This is a genomic window from uncultured Reyranella sp. (assembly GCF_945957355.1).
Taxonomy (GTDB): Bacteria; Pseudomonadota; Alphaproteobacteria; order Reyranellales; family Reyranellaceae; genus Reyranella.
This window is the reverse complement of record NZ_CAMFKM010000006.1, coordinates 37,174-51,159: the sequence shown is the minus strand read 5'-3', so window position 1 is coordinate 51,159 and position 13,986 is coordinate 37,174. Positions and strand designations below refer to the sequence as shown.

The window sequence follows — 13,986 nt, the reverse complement described above, 5'->3', positions numbered from 1 at the left end:
TGCGATGCGCTCGCGTCGCTTCAGCTATTGGGACGGCAGGCCGAGCTTTTGGGGGGCTCATCGTCACTGTTCAAGTGGCGCGGCGATCTCCATGCGGCGACGCCACGCCCTCTCGGACTTGTATGTGATTCGCACATTCCCGCCGACCTTCATGATCGCCGGGCCTTGGCCCGCAGCCTGGAGGTTGAAGAATGTTCGACGGCTAAGTGCATTACGCTTGCAAAAATCGTCGATAGTCAAAACGGTCAGCCGCGCCGTGCTCGGTATTGCGGGCGCAGGCGCTGTCTCAAGCTTGTCGACTCGCACAGCCAGGGCGGCGCACGTGGCGCGGAGGTCCCTAATCATTTCCGCGTTGGCCTTGATCCCTCGGCGGGCAAGGAAGGGGCTATTGCTCACTTTGAAACCTCGGTGTTGTTTGCTCGGAGTGACGGCAATAGCCAATGCGGGCCAATTGGCCCATGTCTGCTTCGTCCACTAATTCACCGCTGAAGTCGCAAATTCGGGTACGAGCAAATTCGTGCTCTGCCGCTAGAAATGAGCTGGAGTGCCAATTAGGCTTCCTTCATGACCATGAAGCCCAAAGCAAAGAAGAAGCGCGGATATCGTCGCGCATTGACGATGACTGGACGTAGTCCCGAAGGCTACATTCCAACTTCAATGGATAACGAGCACCGCCAGAAGCTTATGAGGCTGCTCGACGTAGGCGCTCGAAAGGGAAAGGCTAGCTTAGCGTGCCGAACTCATGCACTGCAGCAAATCCAGGTGGTCATTGATAGATATGAGCAATCAGCGTCGAAGGTGCCCTTGCTTTCGAGCGTCCCGGTTCCCAGTGTTCAGGCAGAGCAGGCCAAGCGCGTCATAAAGGCGGGACGCGCGTTATTGAGGGTGATAGACGCGGCTGATTCCGAGACGATCAAGCGGATGGCAATTCGAAGGGCGGAGCGGGTTGCGGGCAAGTCGCCATCGCGAAGCGATCGGGATGCAGCCAGGTCATGGGTGAAGCGGGCATTGCCACAGCTTTTGTCGGAGATAGTGGAAGATGCGCAGTATGCGCTCGCTCGAGTCGATCATCATCGCGGCGGCGGCCGAAGGCCGGACGATCCGGCATTGCATACCCTAATCGTAGAGCTGGCGCGGGCGTGGGTTATTGCAACCGGCCAGTCGTTTCGAGGTAGCCGAGAGAATGCATCAGCCAATGGCACGACACGCGTAGGTTCCGAACGGCGTTACATAGAATTTGTGTTGACCGGTATTCTGGACTTGAGCCTCATCGAGGCGCAGATAGATGACTACATGACAAGCGCGGCGCGTATCATCAGACGCGATGAAGATCTTGAGTCGCCTGAGGACGCTACGTCGGGCAGTGATCGGTTCGCGTGATGACAGTAAAGCAGTAAGTGCCGGTAGGCGGCACCGGTGGCGTTGACAAGAAACGCTCCAGGTCGCCGGTTCTGCCGAATTGGTGCCAATTGGCTGGCTATCGCTTCAATGCGACGGGCCGCAAATCCACCTTTAGATCGTACTCCATGAGGCGCACATTGGGCACCTGAGTGGCCGCATAACGCAACTTCTGCCCGATGTCTGAGGCGACGATCACGCCATACACATTCGCATTTGGCGCCAGGTGCTCTTTGACCCAGCCCATGTAGCGTAGGATTTGACCGAGGGCGGCGTCAGGTCCGCGGCCAAGCTTCAGCTCGAAGACATAGAAGTCGCCCGCAGCGCACGTTGACAGAATGTCGATGGGGCCGACGTCGGTCTGGAACTCAACGCCGTCGCGATCCGAAGCCCGATAGAGGGTGAGTGCCGCATTTAGCTCGGGTAGCTTCGGTAGGTTCCTGGCCAGGTAATCGCGCAGATGCGCTTCCAAGGCGAACATGCCGTATGTCTCGTCGGCAGGCTCGATACCCTCAGGAAGGGGCGCAGAGTTTTCGCCAACTCCCTCAGCCAGCCGCACGGTGAGGTCGCCGTCTGCCGTTTTGGCGATCTCCTATACGCCATGCTTTTGAGGATCAAACCATACGACCTTGCCTCGACCAGTATTGAACAGAAAATCGTATTAGGTGTCGGCAATGCGTGGCCTCTTGTTCTCACCGTAGTGAATGCGCGAGGGATGGTTCACGGAGCCAGCGATGATACTGCAGGTCAATGAACTGTCGTTGATATCGCTACCGTAAGTCGATCGCACCTTCGCTTTAATGGCCGGGTAGGTGCACTCCCCACCGAGCTGCTGAACTGCCTCTGCAACCATTTGTCTAATAGGCAGTGCGGTCTGGGTCATTGGCGCAGCTTTCTAGTAGACTTCTTCACTGTAATCTCAAGTGCCTGGGCGGCACTAGCTCAACTCTCAAATCAGCAACGTCGCTCTTGAGAGGCCTATCACCCGTCGCTTGAATGCCCAGCGGTCTGCCTGGAGTTGCAACAACGCTAACGCGTCGCGCGGCTCCAATGATTAAGGGGGTGTCTCGTAGCATTAATCATGATCAGTCATGAGAGGAGGCCCGGGCCGAGTTTCTCGTTCCTCTTTTAGCGGCTCTAGCTCCGTGTGGGATGTCTTCCAATCAGGTCACTCACGTCTCGCGTTTTCTGCTGGGGATAGAGGCGACCGAGGAGCTCAAATGCGCTAGGCACATCGATCTCTCTGTCGCAAGCATGCACGTCGCGATGGCATGCGCTCTGGCATTGTCAAATTCAGTCACCGGAGAACGAAGAGGGCGAATTGGCCCTGCAGCGCAAGGAGTCGTCAGCCGAACACCGATCTTCGTTCTACACAGTAGCCCGATGTTCTCAGCTCGTTCGGCACAATTCCGGATGGGTCGCCGACGACTGTTCTGTTCACAGGTGATGACAACCCGGCGAGCAAAGCGTGTTGCTATCTCGCTGACAGTTCGACCGAGCACAGGAGGTTCGATTGACTCGTGGCGTATGACCACTAATGCCACAAGGTGCCAGCAGCGCTGGCATTGACTGGGGCTGCCTCGGAAACCCTAGAGCCGTCGTTCGAGCGGTCGAGCGACGTCTGCATTGGTGTCGCCGACCATACCCTCGAAGGCCACCGTCTTGACGGCCTGGGCACCCACCCCAAGGGCCCGTTCGATCTCGACGCCACCCCCGGCCTGGGCGACCGCCTTCTGAAGCTCCCCGAAATCTGAGCACCATGCCGCTTCCTGATCCCGATCGCGGGCCGTACTGCGCGGCTCGGCGGGTGTCTGGGCGCCTACCAGCCTTACCTGCAGGCGGGCCACGTCAGCCGGTGCGGCAAGCTCGACCCCGTAGTCTGGGCTGCCGGGCTTGCGCACGACCAAACGCCCCTCGCGGGCCCAGGCGGTGGCCATGGTTTCGCACACCTCATAGCCCAGCGAGGCCAGCCCGCCCAGGATTGCCTGACGGCGGGGTGCCGCGGCCAGCTGCTTCTGTGCCGCCTCCTGGGCGGCCTCGGCATGCCCGACAGCTCCTCGGGTGGGGCCTCGCCGGGGCGCCCCAGGGCCTGTTTTATGGCCGTGGCGACCGACAAGGCGTCGCCTGTGGTGTAGGTCGCCAGGGCGCCAAGAGACTCCCTAAGCCGCAGTGAGTAGCCGCGATGGTCCGCAGCCGCCGGGTTGCCGCCCCAGCGTTCCAAATCAGGCTGTCTGTCAGCAACCGGCGTTGGCCAGCCGACGCCTCGGCGGCAACCGCCGCTGCCGGGGCGGCGAATTCTTCGCTGAGGCGAGCGTCACCCAGAGCTTCGAGTTCGGCCAGCACCTGGTCAAGGCGGGTCAGCCTTCCCAACGATGCTTCCGGGCGCGCGACCAATGGCCGGTACATGCGCTGGGTGATGGCCGACGAGATGGCGCGACCGCTGAAACTTGACGATGCCGCTATTGATGCCGCCATCCGCCAGGCCGAAGCGAAGGGGCGGCTGGTGCCGGAAGGGAGACCGCCGCACTCGGTTTGCCTCAAGGCTGCCGGTGAAGAACTAGACTAATTTAGGCTAGCTGAGGCACGGATCGGGGGAGCTTTATTTTGCGCGATAGCTGGATTGCCGGTCTCTCGATGAAGCGGGCAAAGTAAACGGCGAACACTATCGAAATGATCAGCGCAACGGCGATCAAGGCGAGGTCGTAGAGCGGCCAGTCACCGAAACGCCTCCCTAGGTTATCCTATGGCAGGTTCTGCATCCGTTGTCGGCACTCTGTGCCATCACCGATGATTTCTCGGGCAAGCCGGCAATCCTCGTCTTGGGAGACTCGCATGCCGACCAATTGACGGACGTCCTGGCCGACCTGGGACGGACATTCAGCGTTCCCGTATATTACTCTACCAAGCAGTGTTCGTTGGGGCACTTCGGGCCTGGCGATTGGTGCAGCGTCCAAACGTTCGATTCGATCCTCCATGAGGCAAAGTGGAAGAACGTGGTTGAAGTCCTTTCCATTAGGTTATTCAGGATTGATAGGGAGGATGTGGTGCTATTCCGGCAGAACGTCCGCACCGTCCTCGCCGCCGACTTTCACCTCACGATCATGGAGAATGTCCCGACTGCCGAGCATTTCGATCCCACCGAACGCGCGTTACGCGCGATGAAGGACGGATCGATTTCATATACCGGACTCCCGGTCGAAAAGCACAGCGCGAGCATGGCGGAATACCGGCAGCTTCTCTCGGCCCTCGTAAGAGAGCATCCCGGACAAGTCTCGACCATCACTCCCGAGCCGCTGATCTGCCCGAGTTCGGTTTGCGAATTCGCAACCGACGGGCGGCCTAACTACTTCGATTGGAACCACCTGACCCAAACCGGGGCGCGCCGAGTGATGCCGGTGTTCGAACCGATCTTCCGCAGGGTAGCCAGAGGGGATTGAGGGTGACCCACCAGGTGCACCGGGGGCTCCTATCGGGAATCGCGATGCTCGCGATCGTCGCGTTCGGTGCCTACGGCGACGAGTACGATCCGTGAACTTACGTTCTTGGACGAAGGGTAATCAACCGGGTGGCGAGAGCCGTCGGTGTCCACCCGGCCCGGTATGATGAAATCGGCCGACTAGTCGCCTACCGCGGTAAGGTCGAGGTTGCCTGCCCGGCGCCTTCGGATGACTTGGGCGTGTTGTTGGCGCTCGGTCAGTCCAACGCGGGAAATCACGGGGGGGGGCACAGGTTTCGCCCAGTCTAGTCACCCAGGTGATCAATGCTTTCGACGGCAAGTGCTACCTGGGCCGGTCGCCGCTTCTGGGAGCTTCAGGAGAGGAAGGCGAGTTTCCTCACCCTCCTCGCGGATCAATTGGTGGCAAGTGGGGTATATAGCACCGTCGTGATTGTTCCCTTCGCCGTTGCGGGGACGCCGATCGCGCTCTGGGGTACGGGCGGCAGTCTCAACGAGAAGCTGTCAAGCGTGCTGGCCTCGCTGCCTTCCGGCTACAAGGTGACGGAAATGATCTGGCATCAGGGCGAGAGCGATTATGAGTCGCGAATGGCAACGGCGGATTATGTGGAGCGGTTCCGGTCGTTCCTTGCCACGCTGCGTGCGTACGGCGTCCTGGCCCCCGTGTTCATTGCTATCGCGAGCAAGTGTCGGATGCCCTGGAACAGAGGCAATGCCGTCGCGGCCGCCCAGCTCGTGTTGATCGACGACTGGAATGTGTTCCTGGGCGCTGACACCGATTCGATGCTGCTCGAAGATGATCGATACGACAATTGTCACATGAGTGAGAGCGGGATGCGCAAGACGGCTGCCGCCTTCTTCTCTGCCATCGAACAAAGGCGCCGCTCGGCACAGGGCCGATAGCGCCGGCATTGCTGGCCTGCCCCCAACAGCGATACCAACTCGAGAGTTGGGATCCGGGAGTATCGGCCAGCCCGTGGGCTGACCGAACCGGAGCGTAGGGCAGGCTACGGGCTGGCGGCAAGATGGCCTCAGGCGCTGGTGGACGGCAACCGAGCGAGGAGTGCGGCCTGACTGCATTGTAGTTGCGCCGCCAGCTCTCGATCAGCACCTCCGCTTCGTAGAGGGTGCTGAACAACTCGGCGTTCAGAAGCTCGTCCCGGAGTTTCGAGTTGACGCTCTCGCGGTATCCATTCTCCCAGTGACTATGCCAATAAAATCATCTTGGTGAATCGCTGGAATGGCGCAGTCTATGAGGATTTTGCGCGGATTCGGCAAAAACATATTGCCGCAGCAAGTTTGTGCTAAATGTTCAGCTTTGTTGTAAGCTTTCGGGCCATGGCTGTGGCGGCTTGCCATGTGACGAACGTGTTGGAGGTCAAGCGAGTGCACTCAATGATCACGCAAACTGTCGGGCCATTTCGATGGGTTCTTATCCCAGGTTGCGCGGCGGCGTTTTGTTTGGCGTTGGGGGCTTGCGACTTGCTTCCCAGCGATGGACCCAGCGCTAATGGAATGCTAGCGCACGCTTCCGAACGCCGGCAAGGTGATCCTGCAGCCGTCATGCGTTTCGCGCTGGTGACCGTCGACGCGAGGATCGCCCGGGATGCCGAGGAGTTTTACCATCCTGTTTTGCCCAGCGTCCCTCCCGCCTTTCAGCAGCCGGGGACCTTTGGCCGTGCGGGCGTCGGCGATGTCCTGCGCGTGACCATTTGGGAGGCTAGCGATACGAGTCTATTCGGCACCGACAGAAAGGGGGCAGATGTCACGGTCCGCGTCGAGCCCGATGGCACGATCGCCTTGCCGTACGCAGGCCGTTTTTCAGCTCGCGGCAAACAGTTGTCTGACGTCGAGAAGGAGATTGCCAGTCGTCTTGCCAGCAAGGCCCTTGATCCGCAGGTGACCGTAATGGTTGCCCAAAACGTCAGCAATGCGGCGTCTGTTCAAGGTGATGTCAACAAGCCCGGGCCGTATCCGGTCGAAAGAGCCAATCAACGCATCCTCGATATGCTTGCTCTCGCTGGGGGAACGAAATACCCGGCGTATGAGACTTCATTGCGATTGACGCGCGGACACTCGATCATGTCCCTTCGGATGCAAGAACTGGTGGATCGGCCAGAGATTTTCAATGTGCTCGTGTCAGCCGGCGACGCGATATTTCTGTCCCGCAAGCCGCTGAAATTCGTGGCGCTCGGTGCCGTCCAGGCACCCGGCGAACAGATTTTCCGCACTTCGACACTCAGCATGACCGACGCCCTCGGCCAGACCATCGGCCTTGAGTCCTCCCGCGCCGACGCAAAGGGAGTCTTTCTTTTTCGTCGCGAGTCAGTCGAGTTGGCGCGCCGCTATGGCATCCAGCTTCTAGCTGAGGATCGAGAAACGGTGCCAATAGTCTATCAGCTGAACCTCAAGGATCCGCAATCCTTCTTTGCCATGAATGCCTTTCCGATAAGGCCAGGTGACATACTGTACGTCTCGCCTGCGCCTTTAGCGGATGCCGCGAAGTTCTTCCAGATATTGTCCGGTGCGACGGCAACCATAGCCATTCCGCGCACGTTGGGGGGGAATTTTCCTGCGGGCAACTAGGATGGGTGAGGCGTGTTGGCGTCGGTGATCACGGTGATCGGCGCGGCGAGAATGGCATGCATGTCGAAGCCGGCGATGGTGTGCACAAGCTATAGAAGCGTCGCGTAGAGATCATCATCCAATTGTGACATCAACCACCTTCGGCAGACCGGGCGGCCGAAATGGCCGCCTCCGTCTTTTGTTGGAGCGCGTATAGCGGAACAGACCACTTAAGGGGGAGCCGAGGAACGTGGAGATATTGGATCCATCCGTCGTGGATGGAAAAGACCACTTCATGGCCAAATGAGCGGGCGGGAAAGGTTGGCGACCTGCAAGGGCAATACGCTTTGACAGCCAATTTCCAGCCCCGTACAAGCGGCTTCAGTGAGTATGCTTGAGATTTTGATTTGTGCCGGGGCTGAGAGGGCAGGATATGCACGACGAGTTAGGAGCTCAAACGCGCGGCCAACATCACGGGAACGCACCTGAGGCGGTGGCTTCCATAGTCGACCGGCTCCGCGCTCATCGCGCAACCATCGGGATCATGGGGCTCGGCTATGTTGGACTGCCGCTCGCATGTACAGTAGCGAGAAAAGGCTTCGCGGTGCTGGGTTTCGATATCGACACCAGCAAGGTCGCCCAGCTCAATGCTGGTACCTCGTATATTAGCCATATCGATAGCGAAGAAATTGCCGAGATGCGCCAGGTCGGCCGTCTTGAGGCGACCGACGACTTCTCGCGCCTTGGCGAAGTCGACGTCATCATTATGTGTGTGCCGACGCCACTGACCAAGCACCGGGAACCCGATCTGACATACGTGACGCGGACGACCGAGTCGATTGCGCCGTACCTCAGGCGTGGCCAGCTGGTCGTTCTTGAATCGACGACCTATCCCGGCACCACACGCGACGTGTTGCGGCCGATCCTCGAGCGGAATGGTCTGCGCTCGGGGCGCGACTTCTTTCTCGCCTACTCGCCGGAGCGGGAAGACCCGGGTAACGCCCAGTACTCCACAGCGGCGATCCCAAAAGTTGTAGGGGGGGAGGGGCCGGACGCGCTGCGGCTGGCTTGTGCGCTGTATGATGAGGTGGTTGCGCGGACGGTGCCGGTGACGTCGCTAGAGACGGCCGAGGCGGTAAAACTCACCGAGAACATCTTTCGCTCGGTAAATATTGCCCTCGCAAACGAACTCAAGACGGTATACGAGGCGATGGGCATCGACGTCTGGGAAGTTATCGAGGCGGCGAAGAGCAAGCCGTTCGGATTCATGCCATTCTACCCTGGCCCCGGCCTTGGTGGTCATTGTATCCCTATTGATCCATTCTATCTCACGTGGAAGGCGCGCGAGTACGGTGTGGTTACTCGCTTCATCGAGTTGGCAGGTGAGATCAATACGGCCATGCCGCAGCGTGTTGTGGATCGCACGATCGAGGCCCTCAACGAGCGGCTTCGCAGAGCTTCGAAGGGAGCACGCGTTCTGGTGTCGGGCATTGCCTACAAGAAGAACGTAGATGACACGCGCGAGAGCCCTGCTTTCAAGATCATTGAGTTGCTCGAAAAGCGGGGGGCGGAAGTGTCCTACTATGATCCTATGGTGGCAGAAATACCCTCTAGTCGGGAACACCCTGAATTCGCTGGCAGGCGATCGGTTTCCTTCACCGAATCTTCCTTTTCAGCATTTGATGCGGTCGTAATCTGTACGGATCACGACTCTGTTGATTATGAAAAGCTGGTTGAATGGTCGCCTCTTGTCATCGATACCCGAAACGTCTGCGCCCGTTTTGGTGCAAGTGCGGGGCATGTCGTTAAAGCGTGACTAGCGCCTGTGCCACCGAAATGGTCTAAAACCATTACCGAATGCGGCGTGATTCGTCGGTAGAGGCTTGCAGTAATGCGTTATTTAATAACTGGTACTGCTGGCTTCATCGGGTTCCATCTCGCCAAGCGCCTTCTTGAGGAAGGCCATGAAGTGGCGGGCGTTGATGGAATGACGCCCTATTACGACATTAATTTGAAGAAGGATAGGCACGCCAAACTCGAAAGATTCGCTTCTTTCCAGGCGCATTATTTTATGCTTGAGGATTGGGAGGGGCTAGTACACGTAGCCAAACCTTTTCGGCCAGATGTTGTTGTCCACTTGGCGGCGCAGGCCGGGGTTCGCTACAGTCTTGAGAACCCACGCGCTTATATCCAAGCTAACATCGTCGGTAGCTTCAACATCATGGAGCTGTGCCGCGAAGTGAAACCGCGGCATCTCCTGATCGCCTCGACGAGCTCCGTCTATGGCATGAATACTTCCTCTCCTCTGCGCGAGACCAGCTCGTCAGATTATCCGCTCACAACCTATGCGGCCACCAAGAAGTCTGTCGAGACTCTCGCTCACTGCAACGCACATCTGTGGGGGATTCCCACAACAATTTTGCGTTTCTTCAGTGTCTATGGGCCGTGGGGCCGACCTGACATGGCGCTTTTCAGGTTCGTCCAGAATATCTTGGCTGGTCAGCCTATCGACATCTACAACCGCGGACAGATGCAGCGGGACTTTACCTATGTAGACGACGTCATCGAGGCAGTTGTTCGGCTAGCTGACTGCGTCCCAGACAAGAGTGAAGGCGAAGAAGGGATGGCTTCAGGAGGGTGGAGCAAAGTCGCGCCCTATCGTGTTGTCAACGTAGGCAGCGCACGCCCGGTCGGCCTTTTAGATCTTGTTGAAGAGATTGAACGAGCGCTCGGAGTGCAAGCCCGCCGGAATTATATGGATATGCAGCTGGGCGACGTTGTCCGCACCGAGGCAGCTGCTGAACTTCTCGAGAGGTTGATCGGGTATCGACCGTCGACGCCGATGTCGAAGGGGGTTCGAGAATTCGTAGCTTGGTATCGTTCCTACTATCAGGCCTAACAGACTTCAGTCTGTACGAGGAAAGAGACCTAGATGAAACTGGTCTTTCCGTTGTCCAGTCTTCTCGCTTCTCGACATTGGTGTCGGCTGGATTTTCTGACGTCGGTCGGCCTGAATCCAGCGCATGATCCGCTGCATGAGGTCCTCGCGCTTGCACCTGTTGGCAGGGTGTACAGGCGACATCCATCGCGGGAGGTGAGAGCTAAGGCGCATGCAATTCGTGACGCTGCGCGAGCTGCCAATCGTCGGGATTGCGGCGTTGCCCAGTTGCTGCCGCTTATTCGCGAGTATCCTCGAAGCGAGGAACTTCAGAAGATCGTCGCGCGACTCCTAACTGAATCGGAAGACGAGCGGGCGCCCGAAGCGTGGCTTGGCATCAGCATGCGTTTTCCGGATTCGATGGACGCGTTTCGTAATGCGGTCAACCTCGTGCTAGAGAGAAACGGAGAAGCCGTTGTGCGGACGATAGTGCGCGCTCGCTTCCCGCGCATGCCTGCACGCCTTGAACAACTACTCGCTTATGCTGAGGTGTGTGATGCCGTTGGACAAGTCGATGAGAGTAGTGCGGCCTTTGCCCGCGTGGCCCGTGCGTTCTCGAAGCGAAAGGAAGCGTGGCTGCTTGTCGCGGCGTGGCTAGAGGAAGAAGTTGGCATACATAGGTCAGTCATAACCCTGCTCCGCCGCGTCGCTGCAGGCGCTTGGTTAGGACCGCCGCTTATTCATGAAGATAGGCGCCTGCATGCCGTAATGGGCGACTTTGAGCATGTCGATGCGGTCGCCCTGAACCGCTCGCCTGCTTCGGTCAGAGTTCTTGAAGCTCTTTTTAATCGAGTTTTAGACGACCGACGCAGGACCAACTCAGCTCCTCTGCCCACTGCCGGTAAGCTAGTGCTGCTCACTGGATCTCTAGGGACGGGGGGGGCAGAACGACAACTTGTTACTACCGCCATTGGCTTGAATGCGATGAGCTTGCAGCAGCGGACGCTTCCGGATGGCTTGGCGCTGAACGCAGTGCACGTGGTTGCGAGGTCGCTTACTGATCGCGAAGATGGATCATTCTACGCGGCTGACCTTCAACGTGCGGGGATTTGTGTCGAGTCGTACAGAGATTGGCCAGACTTTGGCGGTGATCTCACGACTTCTGTGGCACGCCCCGCGCTGCGCGCTCTCGCCTTTCTGCCATGGTCCACGGCCGAGGCTGTTATTAAGCTGAGCGATCGGCTGAAGGAGATGAAGCCTGCGGTCGTTCATATTTGGCAGGATGGGCTTGTTTATGCGGCCGGTCTTGCTGCGCTGCTCGCGGGGATACCGCGCATTGTACTGAGTGGCAGGTCGGCACCACCTCCGGATCGCCGCGAGCGCTATCTTGTAGAATACGATGTGATTTATAGATCTTTGTTGCAAGCGCCGGGCGTCGTGCTCTCTGTGAACTCGCAGTATGCGGCGCAACGTTATGCAAAATGGCTTGGGATTGACCGACGACTGGTTGTGGTTTCTCCGAATGGGGTTGCGCCACCTTCTGTCGAAGGTAGTATTGCTTCGCAAGCGCAGTTCTTGTCCTTCGAGGCGCGAGTTGCAAACGCCACAGTGACGATTGGCGCAGTCATGCGCCTTGATGAAGTCAAACGTCCCGTCTTGTGGATTGATACGGCTGCCGCGATTTTGGCCCGTGTTCCCAACGCCCGGTTTATTGTTGTTGGCGACGGGCCGTTCAGAAGGAGGGTACTTAAACGTGCCGCGAAACTCCATATTGCAGACAGATGCCAATTTGTCGGACGGACGGCGGATGTTGGGTACTGGCTAGAGAAAATGGATCTCATGATGCTGTTGTCTGAGCACGAAGGCTTGCCCAACGCACTAATCGAGGCGCAACTCGCTGGTGTTCCTGTCGTTGCTAGTGCGGCCGGCGGCGCGTCTGAAACCTTTATTCCCGGAAGGACAGGGGTACTGACGAGCGTGGCGGCAACGCCAGACGAAATTGCGGCTGAAGTTGCGAAGCTGGTTGGTCAGCCGGCCCGGCTTCGCAGCATGGCGGTCGAAGCCAAAGCATGGGCTCGGCAGGCGTTTCCAGTTCCTCGTATGCTGGCAAACACCCTCGATCTTTACACTGCAGCGGGCTTAGCCGACGTCGCAGCGGACTTCGGTGATGTGAGGGCCGTGGCGACATGAATCGCGTGCACGTCGATGTCCGCCGCTCGCTCTGGAGCTGGGGCGTTTGGAGGGAAGGCATTCGGTTACAACTTCGCGTGATCGCTGCTCTTATCCGGCGCGAGACCCGCGCGCACTTCGGCGAAAGCCGCCTCGGCTATCTATGGGCGGTCATAGAGCCGACCTTGCACATGGTCGTGCTCGGCTTACTCTTTTCTTATGTGATGAAGCGCCATAGTCCTCTGGGTGGCAGCCTCATGATGTTCATGCTCACCGGGCTGATGACCTATTTCTTATTCTACAAGTTAGCAAGCTATGTTGCCGGCGCTGTGTCGGAGAATCGTTCGCTATTGAATCTTCCGCCGATTAAGCCACTTGATGTTATGGTCGCTCGAGCGATTCTGGAAGCCACGACATATCTATTCGTCGGATTCATACTATTTCTTTGGCTTGCCATGACCGGTCATGGCGACGCCATCCCCAGTCATCCGATCAGATTGGCGGCGGCTATTGTGACGACGATTTGCTTCGGATTTGGCGTAGGCTTGATCAACGCAATTGTTCGAATTTTCGTACTCAACTGGTCGACCATTTTCGGCTTCCTGTTGAGCCCCATCTTTCTATTGTCCGGCATCTGGTTTCTGCCCGACGGGGTTCCTCCGCCGTTTCGCGGCTATCTTTTGTACAATCCGTTGATGCATTGTATTATGTGGGTGCGGAGCGGTTACTATCGTAGCTACGATCCCCCAGAGCTTGACCGCGGATATGCCGTGTGCGTCAGCCTTCTGATCGTAGCCGTTGGGTTGGCACTTTTGCGCGTGGCGCATCGGAAAATGCTGGAACCGACATGATTGTCTTCGAGAACGTTCATAAAAGCTACCCAACCCATGTTGGACGCAGGGTAATCCTCGACTCTGTCAATCTGGTATTAGATACCACAAAAAACATAGGCATTCTCGGCCTGAATGGAGCGGGTAAGTCGACATTGCTGCGGCTGATAGGCGGCTCGGAGTTCCCGGAACGGGGCCGTATCCACCGCAGCGTCAGCATCTCATTCCCATTGGGTTACTCGGGATGCTTCGCGGGCAACATGACGGGGCGGGAAAATGCGGCGTTTCTCGCGCGGATCTACGGCTTTGACGTGGCCGAGGTTGTCAATTTTGTCGAGGCGTTCGCCGACCTCGGGGAGTATTTTGATGAGCCGGTCAAAACCTATTCTAGCGGAATGGGCGCGAGGCTGGGCTTTGGTGCGAGTATCGCCCTTGAATTCGATGTCTACCTGATTGATGAGGGATTGAGCGCGGGCGATGCCCGTTTCGCCGCGCGTGCCCAGGCGGCCTTTCAGCAGCGGCTTGTCAATAGTCGCGTGATCATCGTCTCGCATCAGACGGAGACTTTGCTTACCTATTGTGACGTTGGAGCCACCCTCCATAAGGGCAAGTTGACCTACTATGATGACATCAAGCACGCGGTTGCTCGCTACAACGATATCGTGAACGAACCGACGTTGACCAACTGACCG

At 58.1% G+C, this 13,986-nt stretch carries 12 protein-coding genes and 1 pseudogene; 10 read left to right on the top strand and 3 right to left on the bottom strand.

The window, feature by feature from the left end; genetic code table 11:
• Nucleotides 1-564: 564 nt before the first annotated feature.
• Entirely contained in the window at nucleotides 565-1,380 is an 816-nt protein-coding gene (locus Q0Q48_RS11715; RefSeq protein ID WP_295137701.1) for a hypothetical protein, read from the top strand.
• Between the two features lie 97 nt (nucleotides 1,381-1,477).
• On the opposite strand, the gene Q0Q48_RS11710 is transcribed toward Q0Q48_RS11715, so the two are convergent.
• On the bottom strand, nucleotides 1,478-1,879 hold the full coding sequence (locus Q0Q48_RS11710) for an endonuclease NucS domain-containing protein (protein WP_295137699.1): 402 nt from the start codon (nucleotides 1,877-1,879) through the stop codon (nucleotides 1,478-1,480).
• Nucleotides 1,880-2,987: 1,108 nt separating this feature from the next.
• Nucleotides 2,988-3,335 (bottom strand): hypothetical protein, encoded by a 348-nt coding sequence (locus Q0Q48_RS11705; protein WP_295137698.1) that lies wholly within the window; start codon nucleotides 3,333-3,335, stop codon nucleotides 2,988-2,990.
• 479 nt (nucleotides 3,336-3,814) lie between these two features.
• Between Q0Q48_RS11705 and Q0Q48_RS11700 the strand changes: the two genes are divergently transcribed.
• From Q0Q48_RS11700 to Q0Q48_RS11690, 3 genes are all read left to right on the top strand, one after another.
• Entirely contained in the window at nucleotides 3,815-3,964 is a 150-nt protein-coding gene (locus Q0Q48_RS11700) for a hypothetical protein (RefSeq protein WP_295137696.1), read from the top strand.
• Nucleotides 3,965-4,160: 196 nt separating this feature from the next.
• On the top strand, nucleotides 4,161-4,835 hold the full coding sequence (locus tag Q0Q48_RS11695) for an SGNH hydrolase domain-containing protein (RefSeq protein ID WP_295137694.1): 675 nt from the start codon (nucleotides 4,161-4,163) through the stop codon (nucleotides 4,833-4,835).
• 323 nt (nucleotides 4,836-5,158) lie between these two features.
• Nucleotides 5,159-5,755, top strand: a complete 597-nt coding sequence (locus tag Q0Q48_RS11690) for a sialate O-acetylesterase (RefSeq protein ID WP_295137692.1) — start codon at nucleotides 5,159-5,161, stop codon at nucleotides 5,753-5,755.
• Nucleotides 5,756-5,873: 118 nt separating this feature from the next.
• On the opposite strand, the pseudogene Q0Q48_RS11685 reads toward Q0Q48_RS11690, so the two are convergent.
• Nucleotides 5,874-6,053: pseudogene (locus Q0Q48_RS11685) on the bottom strand (transposase); the annotation flags it as partial.
• Nucleotides 6,054-6,415: 362 nt separating this feature from the next.
• Here Q0Q48_RS11685 and Q0Q48_RS11680 point away from each other — a divergent pair.
• The 6 genes from Q0Q48_RS11680 (at nucleotide 6,416) to Q0Q48_RS11655 (ending at nucleotide 13,983) form a co-directional block, all read left to right on the top strand.
• A complete protein-coding gene (locus tag Q0Q48_RS11680; RefSeq protein WP_295137690.1) occupies nucleotides 6,416-7,438 on the top strand; it encodes a polysaccharide biosynthesis/export family protein in 1,023 nt (340 codons plus the stop codon).
• Nucleotides 7,439-7,850: 412 nt separating this feature from the next.
• Nucleotides 7,851-9,233: a nucleotide sugar dehydrogenase gene (locus tag Q0Q48_RS11675; RefSeq protein ID WP_295137688.1), complete on the top strand. Its 1,383-nt coding sequence runs from the start codon at nucleotides 7,851-7,853 to the stop codon at nucleotides 9,231-9,233.
• 75 nt (nucleotides 9,234-9,308) lie between these two features.
• Complete coding sequence (locus Q0Q48_RS11670) at nucleotides 9,309-10,316, top strand: NAD-dependent epimerase/dehydratase family protein (protein WP_295137686.1); 1,008 nt, start codon at nucleotides 9,309-9,311, stop codon at nucleotides 10,314-10,316.
• A gap of 33 nt (nucleotides 10,317-10,349) precedes the next feature.
• Nucleotides 10,350-12,485, top strand: coding sequence for a glycosyltransferase (locus Q0Q48_RS11665; RefSeq protein ID WP_295137684.1), 2,136 nt, complete (start codon nucleotides 10,350-10,352; stop codon nucleotides 12,483-12,485).
• Nucleotides 12,482-13,315, top strand: coding sequence for an ABC transporter permease (locus Q0Q48_RS11660; protein ID WP_295137682.1), 834 nt, complete (start codon nucleotides 12,482-12,484; stop codon nucleotides 13,313-13,315). The genes Q0Q48_RS11665 and Q0Q48_RS11660 overlap by 4 nt, the downstream gene beginning before the upstream one ends.
• Complete coding sequence (locus tag Q0Q48_RS11655) at nucleotides 13,312-13,983, top strand: ATP-binding cassette domain-containing protein (protein WP_295137681.1); 672 nt, start codon at nucleotides 13,312-13,314, stop codon at nucleotides 13,981-13,983. The genes Q0Q48_RS11660 and Q0Q48_RS11655 overlap by 4 nt, the downstream gene beginning before the upstream one ends.
• Nucleotides 13,984-13,986: the final 3 nt, after the last annotated feature.